Origin of the sequence: Defluviicoccus vanus, from assembly GCF_014672695.1 — a bacterium.
Taxonomy (GTDB): Bacteria; Pseudomonadota; Alphaproteobacteria; order Rhodospirillales; family Defluviicoccaceae; genus Defluviicoccus; species Defluviicoccus vanus.
Window position 1 is genome coordinate 1,916,824 of sequence record NZ_CP053923.1, and the last position, 24,342, is coordinate 1,941,165.

Annotated in this window: 21 protein-coding genes and 1 tRNA gene; 13 read left to right on the forward strand and 9 right to left on the reverse strand. The window is 62.9% G+C overall.

Annotated features, from left to right (window positions below):
- Positions 1-222 precede the first annotated feature (222 nt).
- Positions 223-2,229, forward strand: a complete 2,007-nt coding sequence (locus tag HQ394_RS08715; protein ID WP_456151568.1) for a NahK/ErcS family hybrid sensor histidine kinase/response regulator — start codon at positions 223-225, stop codon at positions 2,227-2,229.
- Positions 2,230-2,290: 61 nt separating this feature from the next.
- Here HQ394_RS08715 and HQ394_RS08720 read toward each other — a convergent pair whose 3' ends face one another.
- The gene (locus tag HQ394_RS08720) at positions 2,291-2,971 is read right to left on the reverse strand and encodes a response regulator (RefSeq protein WP_190262909.1); all 681 of its coding nucleotides are present in this window, start codon (positions 2,969-2,971) and stop codon (positions 2,291-2,293) included.
- Positions 2,972-3,381: 410 nt separating this feature from the next.
- Here HQ394_RS08720 and adh point away from each other — a divergent pair, with 410 nt between their 5' ends.
- Together adh and HQ394_RS08735 are read left to right on the forward strand one after the other, a co-directional pair.
- Positions 3,382-4,902 carry an aldehyde dehydrogenase gene (gene adh, locus HQ394_RS08730; RefSeq protein WP_190262911.1) on the forward strand — a complete coding sequence of 507 codons (1,521 nt, stop codon included), beginning with the start codon at positions 3,382-3,384 and terminating at the stop codon, positions 4,900-4,902.
- An 89-nt stretch (positions 4,903-4,991) separates the two neighbouring features.
- The gene (locus HQ394_RS08735) at positions 4,992-5,372 is read left to right on the forward strand and encodes a DUF779 domain-containing protein (RefSeq protein ID WP_407644724.1); all 381 of its coding nucleotides are present in this window, start codon (positions 4,992-4,994) and stop codon (positions 5,370-5,372) included.
- 191 nt (positions 5,373-5,563) lie between these two features.
- Here HQ394_RS08735 and tnpC read toward each other — a convergent pair whose 3' ends face one another.
- The 3 genes from tnpC to tnpA form a co-directional block, all read right to left on the reverse strand.
- On the reverse strand, positions 5,564-7,174 hold the full coding sequence (gene tnpC / locus HQ394_RS08740) for an IS66 family transposase (RefSeq protein WP_190262913.1): 1,611 nt from the start codon (positions 7,172-7,174) through the stop codon (positions 5,564-5,566).
- 72 nt (positions 7,175-7,246) lie between these two features.
- Entirely contained in the window at positions 7,247-7,600 is a 354-nt protein-coding gene (tnpB, locus tag HQ394_RS08745; protein WP_190260124.1) for an IS66 family insertion sequence element accessory protein TnpB, read from the reverse strand.
- Positions 7,597-7,980, reverse strand: coding sequence for an IS66-like element accessory protein TnpA (gene tnpA / locus HQ394_RS08750; RefSeq protein ID WP_190260387.1), 384 nt, complete (start codon positions 7,978-7,980; stop codon positions 7,597-7,599). The genes tnpB and tnpA overlap by 4 nt, the downstream gene beginning before the upstream one ends.
- A gap of 1,627 nt (positions 7,981-9,607) precedes the next feature.
- Here tnpA and HQ394_RS08755 point away from each other — a divergent pair.
- Entirely contained in the window at positions 9,608-10,921 is a 1,314-nt protein-coding gene (locus tag HQ394_RS08755) for an endo-1,3-alpha-glucanase family glycosylhydrolase (protein WP_223291968.1), read from the forward strand.
- Positions 10,922-11,600: 679 nt separating this feature from the next.
- Entirely contained in the window at positions 11,601-12,776 is a 1,176-nt protein-coding gene (locus HQ394_RS08765) for an endo-1,3-alpha-glucanase family glycosylhydrolase (protein WP_190262916.1), read from the forward strand.
- A gap of 233 nt (positions 12,777-13,009) precedes the next feature.
- On the opposite strand, the gene HQ394_RS08775 is transcribed toward HQ394_RS08765, so the two are convergent.
- The 3 genes from HQ394_RS08775 to HQ394_RS08785 all read right to left on the reverse strand — a co-directional run bounded on the left by HQ394_RS08775 (position 13,010) and on the right by HQ394_RS08785 (position 14,576).
- Positions 13,010-13,086 (reverse strand) — tRNA-Pro (locus HQ394_RS08775).
- A gap of 181 nt (positions 13,087-13,267) precedes the next feature.
- Positions 13,268-13,507: a hypothetical protein gene (locus tag HQ394_RS08780; RefSeq protein WP_190262918.1), complete on the reverse strand. Its 240-nt coding sequence runs from the start codon at positions 13,505-13,507 to the stop codon at positions 13,268-13,270.
- Positions 13,508-13,595: 88 nt separating this feature from the next.
- Complete coding sequence (locus HQ394_RS08785; RefSeq protein WP_190262919.1) at positions 13,596-14,576, reverse strand: NADPH:quinone oxidoreductase family protein; 981 nt, start codon at positions 14,574-14,576, stop codon at positions 13,596-13,598.
- Between the two features lie 155 nt (positions 14,577-14,731).
- Here HQ394_RS08785 and HQ394_RS08790 point away from each other — a divergent pair, with 155 nt between their 5' ends.
- Positions 14,732-15,247: an RNA methyltransferase gene (locus HQ394_RS08790; RefSeq protein ID WP_456151569.1), complete on the forward strand. Its 516-nt coding sequence runs from the start codon at positions 14,732-14,734 to the stop codon at positions 15,245-15,247.
- A gap of 27 nt (positions 15,248-15,274) precedes the next feature.
- Here the strand turns inward: HQ394_RS08790 and HQ394_RS08795 are convergent, their stop codons facing one another.
- On the reverse strand, positions 15,275-16,408 hold the full coding sequence (locus HQ394_RS08795; RefSeq protein WP_456151506.1) for an asparaginase: 1,134 nt from the start codon (positions 16,406-16,408) through the stop codon (positions 15,275-15,277).
- Positions 16,409-16,437: 29 nt separating this feature from the next.
- Between HQ394_RS08795 and HQ394_RS08800 the strand changes: the two genes are divergently transcribed.
- The 6 genes from HQ394_RS08800 (at position 16,438) to HQ394_RS08825 (ending at position 21,043) form a co-directional block, all read left to right on the forward strand.
- A complete protein-coding gene (locus HQ394_RS08800; RefSeq protein WP_223291970.1) occupies positions 16,438-16,953 on the forward strand; it encodes an invasion associated locus B family protein in 516 nt (171 codons plus the stop codon).
- A 115-nt stretch (positions 16,954-17,068) separates the two neighbouring features.
- Positions 17,069-17,506 carry a rhodanese-like domain-containing protein gene (locus HQ394_RS08805; RefSeq protein WP_223291971.1) on the forward strand — a complete coding sequence of 146 codons (438 nt, stop codon included), beginning with the start codon at positions 17,069-17,071 and terminating at the stop codon, positions 17,504-17,506.
- A gap of 4 nt (positions 17,507-17,510) precedes the next feature.
- Complete coding sequence (gene rlmN / locus HQ394_RS08810) at positions 17,511-18,701, forward strand: 23S rRNA (adenine(2503)-C(2))-methyltransferase RlmN (protein WP_190262924.1); 1,191 nt, start codon at positions 17,511-17,513, stop codon at positions 18,699-18,701.
- 16 nt (positions 18,702-18,717) lie between these two features.
- Positions 18,718-19,230, forward strand: coding sequence for a CreA family protein (locus tag HQ394_RS08815; RefSeq protein WP_190262925.1), 513 nt, complete (start codon positions 18,718-18,720; stop codon positions 19,228-19,230).
- Positions 19,231-19,445: 215 nt separating this feature from the next.
- On the forward strand, positions 19,446-19,625 hold the full coding sequence (locus tag HQ394_RS08820; RefSeq protein WP_190262926.1) for a hypothetical protein: 180 nt from the start codon (positions 19,446-19,448) through the stop codon (positions 19,623-19,625).
- Positions 19,626-19,798: 173 nt separating this feature from the next.
- Positions 19,799-21,043: a M23 family metallopeptidase gene (locus HQ394_RS08825; RefSeq protein ID WP_190262927.1), complete on the forward strand. Its 1,245-nt coding sequence runs from the start codon at positions 19,799-19,801 to the stop codon at positions 21,041-21,043.
- Here the strand turns inward: HQ394_RS08825 and HQ394_RS08830 are convergent.
- Complete coding sequence (locus HQ394_RS08830) at positions 21,040-21,867, reverse strand: polysaccharide deacetylase family protein (protein ID WP_190262928.1); 828 nt, start codon at positions 21,865-21,867, stop codon at positions 21,040-21,042. The genes HQ394_RS08825 and HQ394_RS08830 overlap by 4 nt on opposite strands.
- Before the next feature lie 385 nt (positions 21,868-22,252).
- Between HQ394_RS08830 and HQ394_RS08835 the strand changes: the two genes are divergently transcribed.
- Positions 22,253-23,608: an HD domain-containing protein gene (locus HQ394_RS08835; protein WP_190262929.1), complete on the forward strand. Its 1,356-nt coding sequence runs from the start codon at positions 22,253-22,255 to the stop codon at positions 23,606-23,608.
- Positions 23,609-24,342: the final 734 nt, after the last annotated feature.

Here is a 24,342-nt window from a genome sequence, read left to right on the forward strand (position 1 = left end):
ACGGCGAAGCTGCAGAAGATCGTCAAGGTTTTGATGGAGCAGGTGGAACGGGGCATCGATTCACAGGGCAATGCCTACTCCTTGTTCCAGACCGCAATCGTCCTCGAAGACAAAGTGCGCGAGCGTACGCGGCGGCTGGAAACAGCGCTACGCGAGCTGGAAAAGATCAATCACGAACTCGGCGCCGCCAAGCAACAAACCGAGACGGCGCAGATACGGCTGATGGAGGCGATCGAAAGTATCTCCGAAGGCTTTGCCCTCTTCGACCACGACGACCTTCTGGTGCTGTGTAACAGTCGCTTTATCGAATTCTGGTCGGGAGGTCGCAACATCCGCGAAGTCGTGCGCCCTGGTATTCCCTTCCGCGACATCTCGCGCTGGATGGTGGAGAACGGGATCGTCGCCAACATCGATGACGATCCGGAAGCCTGGCTGCGCGATCGCCTCTATCGGCACAGCAATCCAACCGATCCTACCGTGGTTCGCCTCACCAGCGGCCGGTGGCTGCAGATCCGAGAGCGACTGACCCAGGATGGCGGAATCGTCGGCATCTACACCGACATCACCGAGGTCAAGCTGGACGAACAGCGACGCCGCGAGCAGGAGCTGGCGGAAAAATCGATTCTGCTGCAGTCGACCCTCGATCACCTGATGCAGGGGGTCTCGGTGTTCGACAAACACTGCCAGCTGGTGGCCTGGAACGACCGGTTCCTCGAACTCCTCGACCTGCCCGAGTGGCTGGTGCGGCGAGGCGCCTCGTTCGCCGATTACGTCCGCTATCGCTCGGCGCGCGGCGATTATCCGGAAGAAACGGAAAGGGCTATCGCGCGGCGCACCGAGCAGGTGCGGCAGGCCTTGTCGACCAAGAGCGAGCAACTGCTGCACAACGGCACCGTGGTGGACGTGCGCTGCGATCCGATGCCNGGGGGTGGCTTCGTCACCACCTATACCGACGTCACCGACCGCAAGCTCGCCGCCCGCCAACTGCGCGAGGCCAACGAGAGCCTGGAGCGGCGCGTCCGCGAGCGCACGACAGAGCTGACCACGGTCAACGCCAAGCTGCGGCAGGAGATCTTCGGGCGGGTGAAGATCGAGGAGGCATTGCGCCAGGCGAAGGCCGAAGCCGAGCAAGCCAACTTGAGCAAGACCCGCTTTCTCGCCGCCGCCAGTCACGACCTGCTGCAGCCGCTGAATGCGGCGCGGCTGTTCGTCACCGCGCTCGCCGACCGGACGCTGCCGGAAAAGGAAGCGGCGTTTGTCTCGCAGATCGAGCGCGCCCTCGAGTGCGTCGAGGGACTGTTGGGGACGCTGCTCGACATCTCGAAACTGGATGCCGGCGCCATCACCGCCGAGAAGACCGATTTCGTCATCGGTGACCTGCTGCAACAGCTGGCTGAGGAATACGAGCCGCTCGCCCGCGTGGAGGGCCTGACACTACGCGTCGTCCCTTGCTCCAAGGTCGTCCGCAGCGATCTGGCACTCCTCGGCCGGGTGCTGCGCAATCTCCTCACCAATGCGATACGCTACACCCCGTCGGGTCACGTTCTTCTCGGCTGCCGCCACCGTGGCGACGTCGTCCGCATCGAGACACTGGATACCGGCCTCGGCATACCCGAGGCATCGGTCGGCGAGATCTTCGATGAGTTCAAGCAACTCCACCCCGACCGCGACAAGAGCAAAAGCTTCGGTCTCGGGCTTGCCATCGTCCGCCGCATTGCCCGGGTTCTCGGCCATTCGATCGGTGTGCGCTCGGTCGTCGACAAGGGCTCGGCGTTCTGGATCGACGTACCGGTCGGCGTCCTGCCGCAAGCGCTGCCGAAGCGGGAGGCGACCACCGCTTCGCTCGATACGCTGTCGTCGGCGCTGGTAGTCGTCATCGACGACCAGGAAAGCATCCTGCTTGGAATGCGCGAACTCCTGCAGGGCTGGGGGTGCAGCCCTATCGTTGCCGTCGATGGCCGGACGGCTCTCCTGGACCTGGCGCGGGGCGAATGCAGACCGGACATCGTCATCGCTGACTACCATCTCGAGAACGGTGCCAACGGTGTCGATGCGGTGGAGGAAATTCGCCATGTCTGCGGCCGCGACATTCCAGGGCTAATCATCACCGCCGATTGCAACCCAAAGGTCGCCGGAATCGTCCGCCGGCACGGTTTCCATCTGCTGCGCAAACCGGTCAAGCCAGCGAAGCTGCGGGCGCTGGTCTCACACTTGCTGGCGCGGCCATGACGATCCGATTCCCTTCGCCCGGCTCAACTGCCATCACTGGGCAAACCGCCTCCGTTACGGCCTAGGTTTCGCCCAGTTCGCGGGCGGCAATCACCGCCTGGGTGCGGCTGAAAACATGCAGCTTGCGCAGGATGGCGGTGATGTGCGCCTTCACCGTCGACCTTGATCCNNCCAGCTCGTAAGCGATGATCTTGTTGGATTTGCCCTTGGCGAGCCGCTCGAACACTCGCAGTTCGCCTTGAGTGAGCGCCGCCACCCGGTCGTGCAGCTTCGCCGCCGGCTCGCCGCCGCCGCCCCTGGCCTCGGTCAGTTCGCACGGCAGGAACACCTCACCGTCCATCACCTGACGCAGCGCATCGCCGATCTGGCTGCGTGAGAACGACTTCGGAACGAAGCCGGCGGCACCGTAGGTAATGGAGTCGCGGATGATCAAATCGGCGCTCGCGGCGGAAACGACGACAATCGGCACCTCAGGCACGGCGTTGCGCAGTTCAACCAAGCCGGAGAATCCAACCGAGCCCGGCATGTTGAGATCAAGCAGAATCATGTCGAGATCAAGCGCCGCCGCCTGCGTCGCTGCGATGTTCACCGCCGGAAACGACACNNCCGCGCCGATCAGCTGACGCGCCTCGTCAAGCGTGCTGGCTTCATAGATCCGGTGATCAGCGAACAGGCTGCCGATGACCTGACAAAGCGCTGCACGGAAGAGAGGATGATCGTCGGCAATCATGACCGTGAACATCAGTCAACCTCTCTCGCGTCGAGAAACCACCACGTTTGCTTGGTTGGTTGGTGGTCCTGAATGCCAGCAGCATCCTTCCGGCGACGTCCCGCCGCCGCTGCCTGATCCGGTCACCCACCCCATCCGGTCGCCGCCGACAGCCATCGCACCGCAGCCCGATGGTAGCCACTGACATCATAAGACAACGGGTATCCGCGTACATTGGCGAAAGGTCGGAGAGGCGGTGACAACCGGCGGCGGCCCTCGCAAGGCGGCCCCGCAAGCGGCGACAATGACGTGCGACAAGACTCGACCAAGGTCTCATTTACTCTCCTTTTGCCTGGCGCCAGTGTAGCAGCATTATAATCATGTATGGCTTCGCTCTGGGGCGCGGCGGCAGCGCCACCGACAGCCATGGGAGGAGAGGTCCGATGATCCATCAGGCGCTTGAAGAACTCAATAAGTCCGTGGTCATCCGACCGCGTTACGACAATTTCATTGGCGGCCAATGGGTACCGCCGGTGCGCGGCCAATACTTCAGCAACCTGACGCCGGTGTCCGGCAAGCCGTTGTGCGAGATTGCTCGCTCCACTGCCGAGGACATTGAGAAAGCGCTCGATGCGGCGCATGCAGCGAAGGATGCCTGGGGCAGGACTTCGCCCGCCGAGCGCGCGCGGGTCCTCAACAAGATTGCCGACCGGATGGAGGAGCGGCTGCACGTCCTAGCGATGGTCGAAACGCTCGACAACGGCAAGCCGATCCGTGAGACGACGGCAGCCGACCTGCCGCTTGCTATCGACCACTTCCGCTATTTCGCCGGTTGCATCCGCGCCCAGGAAGGTTCGATCTGCGAGATCGACCACACCACGTTTGCCTATCACTTCCATGAGCCGCTGGGCGTCGTCGGCCAGATCATCCCGTGGAATTTCCCGCTGCTGATGGCGGCCTGGAAGGTGGCGCCGGCGCTCGCCGCCGGCAACTGCATCGTCCTCAAACCGGCCGAGCAGACACCGATGGGCATCCTCGTCTGGGCGGACATCGTCGGCGATCTGCTGCCGCCGGGCGTCCTCAACATCGTCAACGGCTTCGGCGTCGAAGCCGGCAAGCCGCTCGCCTCCAACAAGCGGATCGCCAAGATCGCCTTCACCGGTGAGACGACCACCGGCCGACTGATCATGCAGTACGCGTCGGAAAATATCATTCCGGTGACGCTCGAACTGGGTGGCAAGTCGCCAAACATCTTCTTTGCCGACGTCATGGCCGAAGACGACGACTTCCTGGATAAGGCCCTGGAAGGCTTCGCGATGTTCGCCCTCAATCAAGGCGAGGTTTGCACCTGTCCGTCGCGCGTCCTCATCCAGCAGAGCATCTACGATCGCTTCATGGAGAAGGCGATCGCCCGGGTGAAGAAAATGAAGCAGGGCAATCCGCTCGACCCCACGACGATGGTGGGTGCCCAGGCCTCGAACGATCAGCTCGAAAAGATCCTCTCCTACATCGACATCGGCCGCAAGGAAGGNGCAAAGGTCCTGACCGGCGGCGCTCAGGCCAAGCTCGAAGGCGAACTGGCGGGCGGCTACTACGTCGAGCCCACCGTGTTCGAGGGCCACAACAAAATGCGAGTGTTCCAGGAGGAAATCTTCGGCCCGTGCGTTTCGGTCACCACCTTCAAGACTGAAGAGGAAGCGCTCGAAATCGCCAATGATACCCTCTACGGCCTCGGCTCCGGACTGTGGACGCGTGACGGTGGCCGCTACTTCCGCGTCGCGCGCGGGCTGCAGGCCGGCCGGGTCTGGGTTAACTGCTATCACCTTTATCCGGCCCACGCGGCGTTCGGCGGCTACAAGCAGTCCGGCATCGGCCGCGAAAACCACAAGATGATGCTCGATCACTATCAGCAGATCAAAAACATGCTGGTCAGCTATGATCCGAAGGCACTCGGCTTCTTCTGAGCCGATGGTGTGGGGCCGGCGTTGGCGGTATCCTCCCGCTGCCCGCCGGCCCCGATTGTCTTGGTCGACGAGAGGAGTGCATCCCTGTGGTGGACCGCGTTGTTGCGACCGACGCCGCCGCTGCCGTTATCGAACGACTGAAGCGGCTGCATGGCCCGTTGATGTTCCACCAGTCAGGCGGTTGCTGCGACGGCAGCTCGCCGATGTGCTATCCCGACGGCGAGTTCAGGGTCGGCGGCGTCGATGTTCGTCTCGGCGCCATCTGCGGCTCGCCGTTCTGGATGTGGTCGGATCAATATGCCTACTTTGCCAACAGCCAGTTGATCATCGATGTGGTCCCGGGACGTGGTGCCGGCTTTTCCCTCGAAAGTCCGGAGGGGGTTCGATTCATTACCCGCTCCCGGGTGTTCAATGACGCGGAAGCGGACGAACTCGCCCTGCAGGCGCCGCTTCCCCGCGGCGGCTCTTGAACCCTTGGCGTGACGGCGCGCGCAGAACAGGACGGACGGGTCTTGTCACGCTAACGGTAGGCGGCAAGGCGATCCGTCTGGCTGCGGTAAATCGGCACGCCCGCGCTGGTCCGTGGTAAGCGAAGCTCCGGCCGCACCTGCTTTTCGCTTGCCAGAGTGCTCGGTCTTGACCTCGGCCGCAGCGGAATGGGTCACGCGGCGGCGCGGTGGAGGGCGTCCTGCTCGGCCTTCCATGCCCAGGGGGTGAGCTCGGCGAGGCGGCGGTTCGGCCAGCCGGAGACGAGGCGGGCGAGCACGTCGGCGAGCCAGGCTTCCGGGTTGACCGCGTGCCACTTGCAGGTCTCGATCAATGACGCCAGCACCGCCCAGTTTTCCGCTCCCAGGTCATGGCCGGCGAAGAGTGCGTTCTTGCGATTGAGAGCAATCGGCCTCATTGAGCGCTCGATGACGTTCGGGTCGATCTCGATCCGGCCGTCGTCGAGGAAGAGGGTCAGCCCCTCCCACTGGTTCAGCGGGTAGCCGATCGCCTCGCCCAGCGGCGACTTCTTCGACAGCTGCGCCCGGCATTGCTCGAGCCATGGCCGCATCGCGTCCAGCAGCGGCTTCGTCCGCGCCTGCCGGACGGCTCGCCGTTCGCAGGCGGGCCTGCCACGAATCTCCGCCTCGATCTCGTACAGCGCGGCGATCCGCCGCAGCGCCTCATGGGCGATCGGCGCCGGCCGCTTCTGTGCGACCTCGTAGAATCGCCGGCGGCAGTGTGCCCAGCAGTGGGCGAGGAGGACGCCGCCGTCGGCGGACCCGGCAGCCGCTTCGTCGCCCGCAGCCCCGGCCACCGCCTTGTAGGCGGCATAGGCGTCGGTCTGCAGGATGCCGCGGAAGTCCTTCAGCAGCGTGGCCGCGTGCGCGTGGCCGCGGCCGGGTGCGTAGGTGAACACCACCGCCGGCGGATCGGCGCCGCCCCACGGCCGGTCGTCGCGGGCGATCGCCCAGAACCAGCCGGTCTTCGTCCGGCCGCGGCCGGGATCGAGCACCGGTGCCGGCGTCTCGTCGACGAACAGCTTCGCCGAGCCGAGCAGATCGTCGCGCAGCAGCCGCCACAGCGGCTTCAACTCGGCCGCCGCGGTGCCGACCCAGGAGGCCAGCGTCGAGCGGTCGAGGGCGATACCCTGCCGGGCGAGCATCTGTGCCTGGCGGTAGAGCGGCGCATGGTCGGCATATTTCGCCACCAGCACGTGCGCCACCAGCCGTTCGGTGGGCAGGCCGCCCTCGATCAGCCGCGGCGGCGCCGGCGCCTGCACCACAGCACTCCCGCAGGCGCGGCAGCCGTACTTCGGCCGGCGGGTGACGATCACCTGCCAGCGCATCGGGATCACGTCGAGGCGTTCGGAGCGGTCCTCGCCGATGATGTGCATCGCACCGGAGCAGCACGGGCAGATGGTCGTCGGCGGCTCGATCACCACCTCGATCCGCGGCAGATGTCCGGGCAGGGTGCCGCGGTTCTGCCGCCGCTCGCGGGCGCGGGCCTCGCGTCGCGGCGGATCGGCCTTCTCCGCCTCGGCGTCGGCTTCCGCCACCGCCTGCTCGAGGTCTTCAAGCGCCAGGTTCAGCTGGTCGGGGTCGAGCGCCTCCGACCGCCTTCCGAACTGCATCCGCTGCAGCTGGCGGATGAAGTGCTGCAGCCGCTCGTTCCGGTCCTCCAGCCCGCGGCGCAGGGCCCGCTCGGCGGCGAGCTCGGCCCGCATCGCCAGCAGCGCGGCGCGCAGCGCGGAAGGATCGTCGGGGATCGCGTCGAGGTCGGTCATGAGCGGCGATTCTAAGCACGATGCCAGACGCTTACCAGAGTTCTTGTGGCTTCCCCGGCAGGCCGGCACAGCCTATTGTGCCTTCTTCGGTCGACCGAGACGCGGCGCGTGCATCCGCGACCAGTCGAGGCCATCCAACAGCGCCGCCAGCTGCGCCGCCGACAGCCGCATCACGCCCCCGGTCACCGGCGGCCAGCGAAAGACGCCTGCCTCCAGCCGTTTCCACACCATCACCAAGCCGCTGCCGTCCCAGACGAGCAGTTTCAGCCTGTCCGATCGTTTGCAACGGAAGACGTAAATTGTCCCGGAGAAGGGGTCGTGCCCCAGCGCCGTCTGCACGATCGAAGCGAGTCGGTCGGCGCCGCAGCGGAAGTCGACCGGCCGCGTCGCCACCAGCACCCGGACGCCTGAAGGCGGGACGATCATCCGAGCGCCTTCAGCGTCCGGAGCACGTCCGCCAGGAGCACCGGATCGGCGCCCGGCGACACCCGCACCCGAGCACCGGCAAGCTCGATCTCGATCGCCGGACTGCCGGCTGGACAACGCCCCTCGCTCACCACTACCGGCACGAAGTCGAGCGGTACCGCGTCCGCCGTCGCCGCGTCCGCCGCTTGGCGCAACTCCTTCCGCCAGGCATACAGCTGGTTGCGGTGCAGCCCGTGCCGGCGGGCGACCGCGCTCGCCACGGCGTCGGGGGCGAAACTTTCGGCGACGATCCGCGCCTTCTCCTCCCAGCTCCACCGCCGCCGCCGCTCACCCCACGGCAGTACCTCGCCCTGACGGGCGCTTTGCCAATTAATTGGCACCTTACTTGGCAAACGATCCACGCGGCGCCTCCGTCCTGGGAGCCGCCATCATCCGCGAGCAATCACCGGCCGCAACGTGGGGTCAGAGCTCCGCTTACGGTCCGTGGTGTTCGCCTGGGTCAACAGTTCCGCCACATCGAGCTTCAGCCGCCCTGCGAGCGCGGCGTCCGGAGTGAACAGAGGTCATACTTTTGCAGTTGCGAAGAGACCCGCCGCTTTTGTTTGCCTGCGGCGCTTGTGTTTACAGTTGTATCCACAACGGCATGGCCGCTGCCGGTAGAAGCTGCATAATTATGCTTATTTCTAAGGCTGATGGCTGATCGACCTAATTAAATCAGGATCAAAATATCAACCATAGCGTTATTGCAGCGCGAAAAAGCCGAATAAATTAACTATAAGGTGGCACTTGCACCGGCTTTCGCTCGAATAACAGCACGAAATACATCCGATCAAGTGCGCTGAAAATCGCAGGCTTCTATAGTAGCGGCAAAACTTTGTGGCGACCGTTCGAAGTTATCCCCTCGTCTTGTCCTAACTATGCCCTGCGCCATCATCTTGATCGCGGCTGGCAGGTATTGCCTGCAGCGCCACTTTAGTTGGCGCGCACCGTCCCCTTACTTGGCGGTCGCTAAATAAAGATACCTGAATGGCGCCGTAAAGTACCTAATTTCACGGGATCTTCATAAATAATATGTACACAAAGGCGATCACGAAATGTGATCAAGCGTGTCTAAATCATAGATAAGGGTGGTCATGCGTTGTAATAAAATACAACTATAGGGTATAGAGTCTGTGTCATACAGGCTAGCTATGGCCATAAATCCATGGCCAACAACGCGAGGTGCGTACAGATTATACATATTTTATCAGTACCTACATTAATAAGTCATAATCATGCCACACTATGCTCCTACGTTCTCACCCGTCAGAGGTATGGCTAAATATCGCAGCCCTATTCAATAACTAGGGCAAGCTTCATTAATGTTACATTGGAGAATTACTCCCAATGTAAATAATCACCAAGGGGGCAGCGCCAAAGAGGTGGTGTCTGCAATGCACAAATGCCCCGATAAACATCCCACCTGCGGGTGATGCGTTCGTCGGGATTGATCGTGCTTTCTACGGCACGTAGTTGGCCGGTTCGAGTGGGGGTTCAGGCCGATAAGCATCGAAAGTATTCGTGCCTGAGCAAAACAAAATGTCTTCTGTGAAAGGGGATCTATTGCGATGAACACGCAACAGAGTGTCGCAGCGAGACCGGACGCACGCGGTAAATCAACAAATGATGGGTTAGCCATCTTTTGCAATGAAAACATAGATTGTGCTCAAAAGAGCGTATTGCCGTTACGAGACACAAAAAAGCACAAGCGCTCTTGCATAAAATCATGGAGAACCTGATGAACTCACTATCCAGGCATGTCGGCCGTTATAGCCGTTATATATGTCTCACCAGGAGGGGTTTTTGCCATATATCGTGGCGATATTGGCGATTTTTTGTGCGTTTACTCGGCCATCTTTCGCCGATGCGCCGATCCTGCCCTTGCTACCGTTCGACCGTCCCTCGCTAACAACGTTGCAAGCCTCCGACCACAAGGCGTGTGCTGTCTGGCATGTCTGGCGGACCTCCATGGACAACAAGGACCCCGCGAGCGATCAGTTCACCCTCCAGCAAATGAGTCCAACCGGAAACAACGGGCTTTATTACGGCTCTGGCGGCCGAATGCGGCAGCGGCCGCTGCCTAGGCCGGTGAGTTCGGACCCACAGTGGAAAATCCGTGACATGGAGGACGACGTCGATCGCGCCTCGGCTATCGGCCTCGACTGTTTCTTCCTCAGCCTCTGCACCATCTCTAACGGCTCCGTCTGCTGGGACGAGTTCCGCGACTTACTCGTGGCAGCCAATAATCGCAACAATGGCTTCAAGATTGTGCCGATGATGGATGTTGCCTCACTCATGAACGCCGGCAAAACCGGTGCCGAGATAGCAAGTGCCTTGGCATCGATTGCCAATAACCCGGCGCTGATGCGGGATAAAAACGGACATATCTACATCGGTGCCACCAACGGCGACCTGGCTCCCCTGTCCTGGTGGCAGGCGATCAAATCCAACCTGCTACAGCGTGGCATAGAAGCTTCGTATGTGCTCACCGTCCAGGCGTACGTGAAGAGCAAACCTACCTACATGCCCTTCGCCGACGGCTACGGGAACATGGGCGCGGGCACGCCGCTAAGCGTCACCGACGCCTCCGATCGGGTGGCCGAACTGCACCAATTGGGCAAGATTCACGTGACCAGTATCAAGCCACAGGACTTCCGCCCGTCCAAATTCTGGTACCTTGAACCCAACAACAGTGTCCTTCTCCGCAGTGTACTGACCAATGCCATCAGCAGCGGGAGCGACTGGCTGCTGTTCAATAGCTGGAACGATCGCACCGAATCGCACGAACTGGCGCCCTCCACCGGCACGCAGTATGCGTTATATGACGTGGCAGCCTATTATATCACCTGGTTCAAGACCGGAAGCCCGCCACCGATTGTGCGCGACGTGCTTTATTACTTCCACCGCATCATGTGGACGACCACCCCCTTCGATCCCACCAAGCAAACAATGGCGTTCTTCCGCCATCCCTCGGAAGACAAGCAGCAGCCAGTGAACGAGATCGAACTGCTAGCCTTCCTGACCGCGCCGGGAAAACTGCAGATTTCCCTCGGCGGCAAGGCAACCCCGCAGGATGCGCTGGCTGGCATCACCTCGTTCCGCATCCCACTCGCGGCGGGCAAGCCGACGTTCAAGCTGATTCGCAACGGTCTAACCAAGATCAAGCTGACCAGTGCTTTTCAGATTCGCAACACCACCACGTGGCAGGATCTGCTTTACCGCGGCGGCGGCTCCACCCGCCCGGTAGTCGACATGGTGGCCAATCCGCCGGTTACCCAATAGCCGGGGTCCGGCAACGACGCGGGCGGCGACGCACAGTCACCGCCTGCAACCAATCCCTTTGATCGGCGCGTTGGCACGGCGACGGTGGACAACCGTCGCCGTTGCCGTCTCAGCAATGCGCGCGTCCATGCCCTGACAGGAAATGGTGGCCCCGCTCGCCAGTTGAAACCCGCCACTGACGGACGCCATCGGCGCAGGGGCATGCGAACATAAAACTGGCGAAAACGGCTACAGAAACAGCAGGACAAAATAAAAACATTCCGAGACAAAATAAAGCAAAACTTGGTCAAGTGTGACATCAAGCGTCCGAAAAATACCACAATAAAAATTGATATAACGCCCTCGTTCGCGTCATCATCGATGGTGATTGCATAAATGTGCACAAAATTCAAAAAAGAGAGTGCACTCCATAAACGCTCTAGCGTAGAAAAATGGAATGGAGAAACTTATGAACGCGCCATTCAACTTATGCGGTTATTTGTGCCGCAGGGCTCGATTTTTAAATCGGGATTTCCCGCTATCGCTACTTTTTGTAATGGCGATATTTAGTCTCATTAGCGCACCAGCGCTAGCCGATCCCGCAATCGGACCTCTACTCCCGTTCAATCGTCCTGAACTCAGTACCCTGCACGCCTCGCCAAAGAAGGCGTGTGCCGTCTGGCATGTCTGGCGGGTATCGATGGACAACAAGCCAGCGGCCAATGATCTGTTTACCGTCAACGAGATGAGCCCTTACGGCCACAACGGTAAATACTACGGGGCAGGCGGGCGAATGCGGCAGCGGCCACTGCCACGGCCGGTGAGTTCGGACCCACAGTGGAAAATTCGCGATATGGAGGACGAAGTCGATCGCGCCTCGGCCATCGGCCTCGACTGCTTCTTCCTCAGCCTCTGCACCATCTCTAACGGCACCGTCTGCTGGGACGAACTGCGCGACATGCTGGTGGCCGCCAGGAATCGCAACAACGGCTTCAAGGTCGTGCCGATGATGGATGTCGCCTCACTCAGGAACGCCAACCGAACCTCGGCGCAGGTGGCGGCAGCCATTGCGTCCGTCGCCACCAGCCCGGCACTGATGCGCGACAAAGCCGGACGAATCTACATCGGTGCCACCAACGGCGATCTGGCCCCACCGTCCTGGTGGCAGGGGATCAAATCCGGCCTGGCGTCGCGCGGCATCAACGTGTCCTTCATGCTTACCTTGCAGAGCTACGCCAAAAGCAAGGATAAATATATGTCGCTGGCGGACGGCCTCGGGTCGATGGGGGCCGGCACGCCGATGAGCATCACCGACGTGTCTGGACGGGTGCAGGAACTGCACAACAAGGGCAATATCTACCTTAACGGCATCCGGCCGCAGGATTTCCGTCCGAAGGCCTTCTGGTTCCTCGAGTCGAACAACAGCGAGCTGTTCCGCAAGGCGCTGACCAGCGCGATCACCAGCGGTAGCGACTGGCTCATCTTCAACAGCTGGAACGATCGCGAGGAAACGACCGAGTTTTCACCCTCAACCGGCACCCAATGGGCCTTCTACGACCTGGCCGCCTACTACCTGACTTGGTTCAAGACCCGCCAGCAGCCGCAGATCGTCCGCGATGTGCTCTATTACTTTCACCGCGTCATGTGGACGTCGACGCCCTATAACCACAACAAGCAGACGCGGGCGTTCTACGAACATGAATCGGAAAGCAAACAGCCCCTCGCCAACAATATCGAGCTGGTCGGCTTTCTGAAAAATCCGGGGACACTGCAGATTTCGATCGGCGGCAAGACCTATTCGCAGGACGCCGGCAAGGGCATCACCTCGTTCCGTGCCCCGCTTGCGGGGACGACCCACCTTCCGCTTGCTGCGTAATGGCAACACGCAAGTTGCCATGCAGAGCGCCTTCCAGATCCGCAACACCACCACGTGGCAGGATTTCGTTTACCGCGCCGGCAGTTCCAGCCGCGAGCCCGTCGCTATGGTCGCCAATCCGGCTGTGACAAACTAAGGCCGCATCGCACCCAGCGGGCAACCTTCAAAGGCGGCGGCATCGTGTCGCCGCCTGTTTGTCGCGCCGACAGCGTGCGGGCGACAAACGCGGTGAATGGTCGGAGTGAGTGGATTCGAACCACCGGCCCCTGCCTCCCGAAGACAGTGCTCTACCAGGCTGAGCTACACTCCGACCGCGGCCGCGACGCTATATAGCCCGGCCGCGTGGCCAAGGGCAAGCAGTGCTCGTCAATGAAGGACGGGATCAATTTCCCGCCGCCCTCACCCCGCCCCTCTCCCAGAGGGAGAGGGAGGGCCCGTGAAAGCGGGAGGGTGAGGGAAAGGGGGTCAGCCTCGCTCGTCGCCCTCCTCGGCTAATTGGTCCCTTCGGCGAGCGCCTGCTCGATCAGCCGGGTATCCGGGCCGGGCCGGGCGGCGATATTCAGCCCGGCGCTGCGGCCATAGCACTCGATCACCTCGCCCTGGCGACGGACGAACCCGGCAGCGACCACCGGCAGCGGCGCCAGGATCGTCGCCACATAGCGATGCATGAAGCCGCGACCGAAGAGCACCGGCACCTCGCCCGAGGGCGCCTGGACGACGAGATATTTCATTGCAAGTTCCCTGCTGAGGGTTGCGCACCACCGTTAGGCGCGGCCGAAATTATCGTTTCATGACCTTCCCCGGCCGCAGTGCAGCCGCCTACCTTACCGTCAGCACCACTTTGCCTGTGGTCTTGCGCGCCTGCAGGGCCTGTAGGGCGGCGACAGCATCGGCCAGCGGATAGGTCTGCGAGACGTGCGGCTTGATGTCGCCAGCGGCAAGCCAGTGCAGCAGTTCCTCGAAGGAGGCACGCATCCATGACGGGTTCAGGGTCTGGTATTGGCCCCAGTGGAAGCCGAGGACGGAGATGTTCTTGACCAGAAGGATATTGGCCGGAATCTGCGGCACGTTGCCCGAGGCAAAGCCGACGATGAGAATGCGGCCGCCGAGCGCCGTGCAGCGCAACGACGCCTCGAACAACGCCCCGCCCACCGGGTCGTAGACCACGTCGGCACCACGGCCGCCGGTGAGTGCCTTCACCTGCTCGCGCAGATCGGCGTCGCCGGACTCGATCAGGTGATCGGCGCCGGCAGCCGCCGCCACCTTCAGCTTCGCCGCCCCGTTGGCGGTGGCGATCACCGTCGCCCCCAGACGTTTGCCGATCTCGACCGCAGTCAGGCCGACACCGCCGGCAGCGCCGTGAACCAGCAGTGTCTCGCCCGCTTTCAGCCTGGCGCGATAAGCAAGGCCGAGGTGAGAGGTCCCGTAGGCGATGGGAAAGCCTGCCGCCGCCACCGCCGGCACGCTGGNCGGCGAGGCAAAAACCTGCGCCGCCGGCGCCACCACCTCNNCATCGGCGAAACCGCCGTGATCGACCACCGCCATCACCCGCTGTCCTCGGCGGAAGCTGGGGACGTCGGCAGCGCAGTCCAGCACCCGGCCGGCGACTTCGAAGCCGGGGACGAAGGGCGGCGGCACCTTGTTCTGATACTTGCCGGCGATGATCAGCGTGTCGGCGAAATTAACCCCGGCCGCATCCACCGCGATCCTCACCTGACCGGCACCCAGTTGTGGCGACGGCACCTCTTCGACGCTCAGATCGCCCGGTTCGCAAAAAGCCTTGCAGACGACGGCACGCATTGTAAATCCCCTTCCCCAGGTATGGGCCGTTCGGCTGCAGCGAGGCTCGCCAAGCGGATGATTTGATTTTAAGGCAGCTAGTAAGGCACCGCGGGTCGCGGTGCCAGCATGGTGGAGCAACAGTGCGGGGATATTTCGGCATCGGCGTCGAAGATGTGGCGAAAGCGATGAATGTCGGCGCGCTGTGGCGGACGGCGCATGCGTTCGGCGCCAGCTTTGTTTTCACCGTCGGCCGCAGTTACGCCGCGCGCGAAGGTGGCCAGGCTGACACCGCCCGCACCGAGGCGGAAGTCCCGCTCTATCACTTCGATACTNNCCTGCGGACGTTCTGNCTGCCGCGCGGCTGCCGGCTGGTGGGGGTGGAGATCAGCGACGACGCGATCGAATTGCCGAGCTTCCACCACCCGCGGGCTGCCGCCTACGTCTTCGGCCGCGAGCGTCTCTCCCTGTCACCGGCGCTGCTCGCCCGCTGTGACCACGTGGTCAGCATTCCGAGCCGCTTCTCGCTCAACGTCGGTATCGCCGGCGCCATCGTCATCTACGATCGCATCATCAGCCTCGGCCGTTTCGCGCCGCGGCCGGTGGCGACGGGTGGCCCGACCGAGGCGCTACCGCCACCGGTGTTCGGCAAGCCGCGGTTTCGTCGCACCGATGTACCGGGCCGCGACTGAAGCGGGTCGGCAGTGCCGCCGCAGCCATCAGCTGACAAGCGCCTGCAGCCACTCGGGTGCCGGACGACAGCGGCCGACGGTGTATCCCTGGGTGTTGATGATCGGTGCCGGCAGATAGGCGCGCACAGTGGCAACGCCGCGAGCGTTGAGCGGCGCCAGCCGGGCGAGCAGCGCTGCCATCGCCGTCTCGCCGCCGCGCTTGGCACCATCGTCGATCTTCACCGCGATCCCCTGACCGAGGGAGGGNNGCAGCGCCGCCGCCGCCACGCCCTCGGCGCCACTCTTGACGATCACCGCACCGCCGGTGGCGGCGATGATCTGGGTATCGAAGCGCCCGGTGCCGCCCACCAGCGAAGGACACGCGGTCATCGCGCCGATGAGCCGCCGAGCCGCTGCCGCGTGCTCGGCGGACAGGCCTTCGCCGCTGCCGAAGCGGGCAAAGGCAAGGGCGAGACCGGCGAGGGGCATGGCAAAGGTCGGCACGCCGCAGCCATCGATGCCGACGGGCAGTCGGCTGATGTCGATGCCGGTCAGGGCGGAGAGGGTCGCCATCACCCGCTGCTGCACCGGATGGCCGATCTCGCCGTAATTCTCCGCCGGTGCGCCCAAGTGGCGGGCGACGGTGAGGAAGCCGGCGTGCTTACCGGAGCAGTTGTTGTGTAGCCGGCAGGGCGCTTCACCGGCCGCTGCCAAGGCGCTCGCCGCCGCCGTATCGATAGGCGGGTGCGGGCCGCAGATCAGCGCGTCCTCGCCGAGACCGAGTCGCCGCAGCCAGCCGGCGACGGTCTGCACGTGCACCGGCTCGCCGGAATGCGAGCCGCAGGCAATCGCCAGCTCGGCGGCGGTGAGGCCGAAGCGCAGGCCGGCACCACTTTCGAGAATCGGCAGCGCTTGCAAGGGTTTGACCGCGGAGCGAGGGTAGATGAGGGCTTCATAGTCGCCCCAGCCGGCAAGCAGCCGGCCGTCTGCCCCCATCACCACGGCAGCACCGCGATGAATGCTTTCGACCGAATCGCCTCTGGTCACTTGCACGAGTACGGGATTGGCGGATAAGGGCAACGGAACTCTCAACAGCCTAAAAACACGCTCGTTTTTTGCAGATGGCCGAATGGTTTGCAATCCGGCCACGCATCGCGACAATTCCGGCCTTACCACAGCCACAACAGGGGAGAAGCCGCGTCATGAGTCAGATGCGATCCCAAACCCGCTTGGCTTTCGGCAGTGTTATTGCTGTGGCCGCCGTTGCCGTCGCTGTCGCTGCCCATGCCCAGGAGGTCCTCGGGACCTACGATGCCTGGACGGCGTTCAACGACAAGTCCTCAGGGAAGCAAATCTGCTACATCGGCAGCAAGCCTAAAAAAGCCGAAGGCAACTACACCAAGCGCGGCGATGCGTTCGTGCTGGTGACCCACCGCCCGGCGGAGAAGGTAGTAGGCGAAGTCAGTTTCGAGGCCGGCTATACGTTCAAGACCGGCAGCGAGCCGACGGTGACCATCGGTTCGCGGACGTTCACCTTGTTCACCAAGGGCAGCAACGCCTGGGCGCAGGACGCCAGCGCCGACAGGTCGCTGATTGCGGCGATGAAGGGCGGCAGTGAAATGGTGGTCAAAGGCACATCGAGCCGCGGCACGCCGACCACCGACACCTACTCGCTCAGTGGCTTCACCGCGGCGTACGGCTCGATCAGCAAGTCCTGCGGCATCTGAGCCGCTTGCTTACGGCATCACGCCTGGCGAATTTCCCCGTCCTCCCTGGTTGCACCCGCCGGCAAACCGCCGCAGATTGGCGGTTGGAAGTTTTATTCGTCCGCGGGAGGTGATGATGGTGGCGTTCTGGCGCCAAGGCGTGGCAGCGGCGGTGGCCGGCTGGTTGGTGTGCGCCGGGTCCATGCCTGCCGTTGCGAGCGAGGCAATCACCAACATCGATGCCGCCGAGGCCGGACAACTGGTAGCCGCCGGGATGCCGCTGATCGACGTGCGGCGGGCAGACGAGTGGCAGGCGACAGGCGTTGTCGCCCATAGCCATCTGATAACCGCCTTTAACAGCGAGCCAGTTGATGCCGGGCTTTCTCGACCGCATCAAGGCCGAGGTCAAGCCGGGGAGCCGGTGGTGATCATCTGCCGCAGCGGCAATCGCTCCAGTCAGGTGGCGCGGCTGCTCACCGAGCAGGCGGGCTTTACCCACGTCTATAATGTTGCCGGCGGGATTATCCAATGGGCGCGCAACGGTCAGCCGCTGCAGCCTTGTGCCAACTGCTAGGGCGATGACGGTGCTGCCTGCAGCCCCGGATGATGCGCCCTCGCCGACGTTGCCGTCGCTGATCGGCTTTGACCGCGACGATCTGGCGGCGACCCTGGCGGCGATGGGCGAACCCGGGTTCCGTGCCCGTCAGTTGTGGCACTGGATCTACCACCGTGGTGCTACGGATTTTGCCGCGATGACGACGCTGGCGAAGGATCTGCGCAGCCGTCTGGCGACGACGTTCACGTTGCAACGGCCGCGCGTTGCCAGCGAGTTGCGCTCCAGCGATCGCAGCCGCAAGTGGNNCTTGCTGGCCTTCGAGGACGGCAATCAGGCCGAAACCGTCTTCATTCCGGAAGAGGATCGCGGCGCACTGTGCATGTCGTCGCAGGTGGGATGCACCCTGACCTGCGCCTTCTGTCACACCGGTACCCAGCGCCTGGTGCGCAACCTGAGCGCCGGCGAGATCATCGGCCAACTGATGCTGGCGCGCGACAGTTATGGCGAATGGCCGACGCCCAGCGGCGAACGCCTGCTCTCCAACATCGTGATGATGGGGATGGGCGAACCACTCTATAATTATGACAATGTGGCCAAGGCACTGCGGATCGCCATGGACCCCGAGGGCATCGCCATCTCCAGGCGGCGGATCACCCTTTCCACCTCCGGCGTGGTGCCGTTGATCCGCCGTGTGGGCGAGGAGCTTGCAGTCAAGCTTGCCATCAGCCTGCACGCGGTGACCGATGAGCTGCGCGACGAACTGGTGCCGATCAACCGCAAGTATCCCATCGCCGAGTTGCTGCAGGCCTGCCGCGACTACCCGGCTGCCGACAATGCCCGGCGAATCACGTTTGAATATGTGATGCTGAAAGGTGTCAACGACAGCCCGGCCGACGCCCGCGCCCTGCCCCGCCTCGTCGCCGGAATTCCGTGTAAATTCAATCTGATCCCGTTCAATCCGTGGCCCGGGGCAGCGTTCGCCTGTTCAGACGAGGCAACGATGGCGGCCTTCGCGGCTATTCTCAACAATGCTGGGTACACGGCGCCGGTACGCACACCGCGCGGGCGCGATATCATGGCTGCCTGCGGCCAGTTGCGCTCGGCAAGCCTGCGCGCGAGCCGTTCGCGCCGGCCATTGGATGCTGCCGGGGTGCCAGGACCGACGACGGCAGGCGAGACCCGGTCGGAGAACACCGCCGCGGAGTCGGCGTGACGAGAGGCGAAGAGGGATGCGGTTGCGTTATGTTCTGGCGATTGTCGGGATTTTGATCCTGGCCGGACTCGGCTGGTGGCTCTTTGGAGGTGGCCCCCGCGGTGAACTCGGCTCGGTTTCGACCAACTTTCGCTGGCTTGGCCCGAACGACAAGATCATCGTCGATGGCTTCGACGATCCCAAGGTCGAAGGCGTCGCCTGTCACATCAGCCGGCCGGAACGCGGCGGGGTCAAGGGAGCACTTGGCGTTGCCGAGGACGTCTCCGACGTTAGCATCGCCTGCCGCCAGGTCGGTCCGATTGTGATCAGGGAGCCGATCGAAGATGGCAACAAGGTCTTTGACGAGCGCAGATCTATGATTTTCAAGACATTGCAGGTAGTGCGGTTCTTCGATGCCAAACGCAACGTACTGGTCTACGTCGCCTACACCGACAAAGTAGTGACCGGCTCGCCGCAGAATGCCATCTCCAGCGTGCCGCTGATGCCGTGGGGCGGAGTGCCGCCAAAGTTGCCGGCGGCGACCAACTGAGGTCAGCGATGGCGCGGCCAGAGGTGACACGGTTTAGCCGCGTCACGGTCAGGGTATCGTCGGGGCGGCGCCCGGCGCCCACCTCGGGTCGCACCTTAGGTGAAATGTCGGCTTGAGGTGACAATGCCGCATTTTGTGCCTATATAAAGAATATATTCTTTTTGCTGCCCTTGTTCGTGGTATGTTCCCGCCACATCAAAGTCCGGGAGAAAGCCATGGATCAGGCCGAATTGGCGCAATTGGGCGTCCTTCTCCATTCGCACAGCTGGCAAGACAGTCACGATTGGGCGCGCGCCCTCGGGCAACTGGCCGGCCTGTCCGACAGTGAGATGGATACGGTTCTGCGTGCCGCCACCGAGACGCCGGGCGAAGAAGCGGTGCCGGCGCTGGCATAAGCCGGCGATCCGTAATTCCCCATTACGGGCTCGGCACCGGCTCGACGCGGGTTTGCCGCGGCCGAAACTGCGTCGTGCAACATCAGTACCCCATAAGCGCCATTCATGTATGATCCTTGATCGCATGCAAAATCAGGGCATGCAAACAAGGGAACAGGCGTGGGGAGCAAACGATGACCGGATCGCAACAAAACGGCCGACCGTCCTTGCGGATTGCGGCGGCAAGCGCTTGGGCTATCGGCCTCGCTGCATTGACGTTTGCCGTTCTGGCGCCCTCCGCCGTGGCGCAGTCGCCGGCCGCGACCGCCGCCGCGCTGCCAGCGGCACCGATCGCGCTTGCTGTCTTCACGCCACCGCAGGCGGTCACCGGTTCCGACGGCGAGCGGCATCTGGTCTATGAACTGAAGATCACCAACGCCAGCCCGGTCGGCACGGTGCTGGACGGCGTGACCGTTTTCGATCCCGAGACCCGGCGTGGCTACGTCGGGTTTGAAGGCGCATCCTTGGGTGAGCGGCTGCGCATCCCGAACGTACCGCTGGGCCAGCACCCCATCCCCATCGGCGCATGGGGCGCCTTCTTCATCCACGTCTCGGTGCCGACCGATGTGCCCTTCCCCGGTCGCTTGTCGCACGATGTGACCACCAATCCCGCCACCTCGCCCTACCCCGCCAACACTCTTGGCGGGGAGACGCAGGTCAACACCGCACCGCCGATCGTCCTCGGGCCACCGTTGCGCGGCAGCGGCTACATCGCCGGCGATGGCTGCTGTGATGCGCCGCGGCATGTCCAGGCGCTGCTGCCGATCGACGGCGGCTGGTGGAACGCGCAGCGCTTCGCCATCGACTGGGAACAGCTCGACACGCAAAACCGGCTGTGGGTGCCGCAGCCCGGGCGGGAGAAGACACCGCTGGTCACCGACTTCCACATCTACGGCAAGGACATCCTCGCCGTTGCCGACGGCACCGTTGTCGCCGTGACCAAGGATCTGCCCGACCAGCCGCCGCTGACGATGCCGTCNGATCTGCCGCTCGACCAAGCGGACGGCAACCACGTCATCCTCGATCTCGGCCATGGCACCTTCGTCCTCTACGCCCATATGGCGCCAGGCTCGGTCGCGGTCGATCTGAACCAGCGCGTCAGCAAAGGCCAAGTGCTGGGCAAGGTGGGCAACTCGGGCAACACCAGCGCGCCGCATCTGCACTTCCAGGCGATGGACCGGCCGTCGTCGCTGGCGGCGAACGGCCTGCCCTACGTGTTCGAGCGCTTCCACATCACCGGCTTCGATCCGAACGGTTCGGTCGATTTCCAGGATGCCGAAGATCGGGGGACGCCGGCAACGATCACCCCCGTCTGGCCGCCGAGCGAGCACGCCAACCAGTTGCCGCTCAACGTCACCGTCGTCGACTGGCTGAATTAGGTTATCGCAGCTGAGGTAGCATGCGACGGCAGTTCTAGCGTCGAGCCATCATCGGCGCGGACCCACACCGTAATCGACGTGGGATTGTGCAGCGCTCTCCCGTGCTCAGCGCGCTGCAGCTGCGCCGCTGCCGCTAGGTAATCGAGCACCTCGATCAGCGGCGCATGCCAGATGCCGCTCGCCTCGGCCATCATCCGGCAGAACGCCGCCATGTAGGCCCAGTCCTTGCTCCGATCGGCGGTCATGAAGCCGTCCAGCTCGAAGCTGTGGCCACGGACGCGCATCCACTGCAGCGCGTCGGCCGGGCGCTCGATCAGCCGCCGTCCCCAGTCCATCGCCTGGCCGTGGTGGCAGGTGGTCGTCAGCCGCATGGTTGCCTCGGGTGGCCGCAGATCGTCGGTGTCGGTCACCCCGCGGCCATAGGCGAAGCCGGCAGCCGCCGCCATCGTTTCGATGCGCGCGTCATGGGTGCCGAACGGATAGGCCAGCCCGCGCACCGGCTGCCCCGTGAGGCTCTCCAGGGCGGCCTTGTCGTCGCGCAACTCCCGGTCGACGTCGGCAGCGGCCAACTGGCCGAGGTCGGCGTGCGTCGCCCCGTGACAGGCGACCTCGTGGCGCTGATAGAGGCGAGCCACCTCGTCGCGGCCGACGCGGTAGTCCTGGCCGAGGGTGGATGAGGTGAGATGAAACGTCCCCCGCAGCCCATAGGCATCGAACAGCCCGACCAGCCGCCGATCATGCTCGCTGCCGTCGTCATAGCTCATCGACAGCGCCTTCATCGCGCCGTTGGGGAAACAGATCTGCACGCTTCGCCGCTCCTTCATGGCCGGCTCCCCAGTGGGAACACTGAGCCGTGATCCAGCCTATCAGCACTGTCGCCGGGATGACATCAGCGCACGCCGGAATCCGCCGTGAGGGAGCGGATGGTATTCCCGCGGCGAAGGTCGGCCATGCCAGCGCACAGTCAATCGCGGACAGGCGGACGAGCCGGCCTCGGCGGTCGCAGGCGCTGGTCGCCAATAGGGGACTCTGCTGTATCCCGATTGCAGCCTCTAGTAATGTGCGATACGAGATGTTCAGCGGACTTTGTAGGGTGGCTTAAAGATGAGGCATAGCGCACCGAATGCGCTGGGCCCCGTCGCGTCGTGTGGCGGCTCATACTTCGCACTAACGCCGCCTTGCCTCAATTAACTCAATGCCTGTGAGCTGATGGCAAAAAACGTTCATGAAATCCGCGACCCCATCCACGTGTTCGTCCGGCTCAGTTCGGATGAGCGGAAAGTCCTGGATTCGCGACCCTTTCAGAGGTTGCGACACATTCATCAGCTGGCCTTGACGTACCTCGTCTACCCCGGCGCCACCCACAAACGCTTTGAGCATTCGCTCGGGGTGATGGAGCTGGCGGGTCGCGTCTATGACGTCATCACCCGCCCTGAGAACATCTCCGACGAGGTTCGAGACTACCTGCCGGAAATCAGCGACGGTTACCAAAGGGAGTATTGGCGGCGCACCGTGCGCATGGCCGCCCTTTGCCACGACCTGGGACATCTGCCGTTCTCGCACGCCGCCGAGAAAGAGCTTCTGCCCGCTGGTTGGAAGCATGAACGGCTGACCGCAGCAATCGTTCAAAGCCAGGAAATGGAGCCGATTTGGTCGGGGATGAGGCTAACGCCGAACGACATCATCAAGTTGGCCCTTGGTCCCGGGGAGGCAGCAAAGTTCGAGGACACAGCGCATCTCATTTTCTCGACCTGGGAAACGATCCTTTCCGAGATCATCCTCGGCGACGCCTTCGGCGTCGACCGCATGGACTATCTGCTGCGCGATTCGCACCACGCTGGTGTCACCTACGGACGCTTCGATCATTATCGTCTGATCGATACTTTACGAATTCTGCCGACGCCACCTTCCGGCGAGGGCGAAACGCGCGGAGAACCAGCGCTTGGCATCGAGGANGGGGGCATCCAGTCGGCTGAAGCCTTAATGCTCGCCCGCTATTTCATGTATTCACAAGTCTACTTTCACTTTATCCGCCGGATTTACGACATACATATTAAAGATTTTCTTCGGGAATGGTTGCCAGATAGCAATTTTTCGACGGAAATTGAAAAGCACCTCGGTATGACGGATAATGAAGTCGCGGCTGCGATCCTCGCAGCCGCGCGAGACTTNTCGAGCGAGAAGGGGTATCAAGCGGCGCAGCGCATCGTCGGTCGAAGGCACTTCAAAGTCGTTTACGAGCGCACCCCGGCTGACGTCGCTGTCAACCTGGAAGCTGGCGAGGCAGTGTTTCGGGCGCTACAGAACCAATTCGAGCCAGATCTGTTCCGTCACGATCGTTATAGCCAGACGGGCGGCGCTCCGAATTTTCCCGTAAGAAGACGTGACGACTCCATTGAATCGTCGCTGACGATGTCGAGCACGCTGGAACGCGTGCCAGTCGTGATTACCGATTACGTCTTTGCAGACCGAAAAATCGCCAAGGAGACCGCTGACTGGATGCAGAAGAACCGGCGGCGTGTGATCGAGCCAACGGCTGAGGGAGGCCCCGGTGGAAAGACTTAAGAAGGCAGCGATTATCACCCGCTTGATCGAAATGCTCCGCCAACGCGGCAGTTGGTGTGGGGAGACGCACATACAAAAAGCCATGCTTTTCCTTCAGGACATGCTCCATGTCCCGACGGATTGGGACTACGTCCTCTACCGGCACGGCCCGTTTTCATTTGATCTGCGTGATGAGCTGACAGCTCTGCGCGGGGACGAGATCATCAAGCTTGAGCCGCAGCACCCNCCGTATGGTCCCAAGGTTGGCGTCACCGAACGGGCCAGCTACGTGCAGGGATTGTTCGAGAAGACTGTGAGAGAATACGAGCCACGGATCGCCTTCGTGGCCGACTGGCTCGGCGCGAAAGGCGTGACCGAGCTCGAACGGTTGGCGACTGCCTCCTGGGTGACAAAGGAAAGCCCATCCATGTCGGTGGCAGAGCGGGGACAGGCCGTGACGAAGCTCAAACCGCACATTGACCGCGCCGAGGCCGATCTTGCCGTTGACGCCGTGGACAAGATGGCTGACAAAGTGCGATCGCTCGTCCACTGAGCGAGGCTGGGCGCTCCCTTCGGAACTCCACCACCATAGCGGATGGCGCTATTACAAGGTCGGAATAGCCATCTGGCGTATTCCGACGCATGTCTTCAGCCGCCGCGTTCGCCGGCCTGAACATCCTTCGCCGCGTCTCCAACCCACCCACATTCATAACCGGCCGGCGTGAGACGCATGAACGGAACGCGGCGTACGCTCA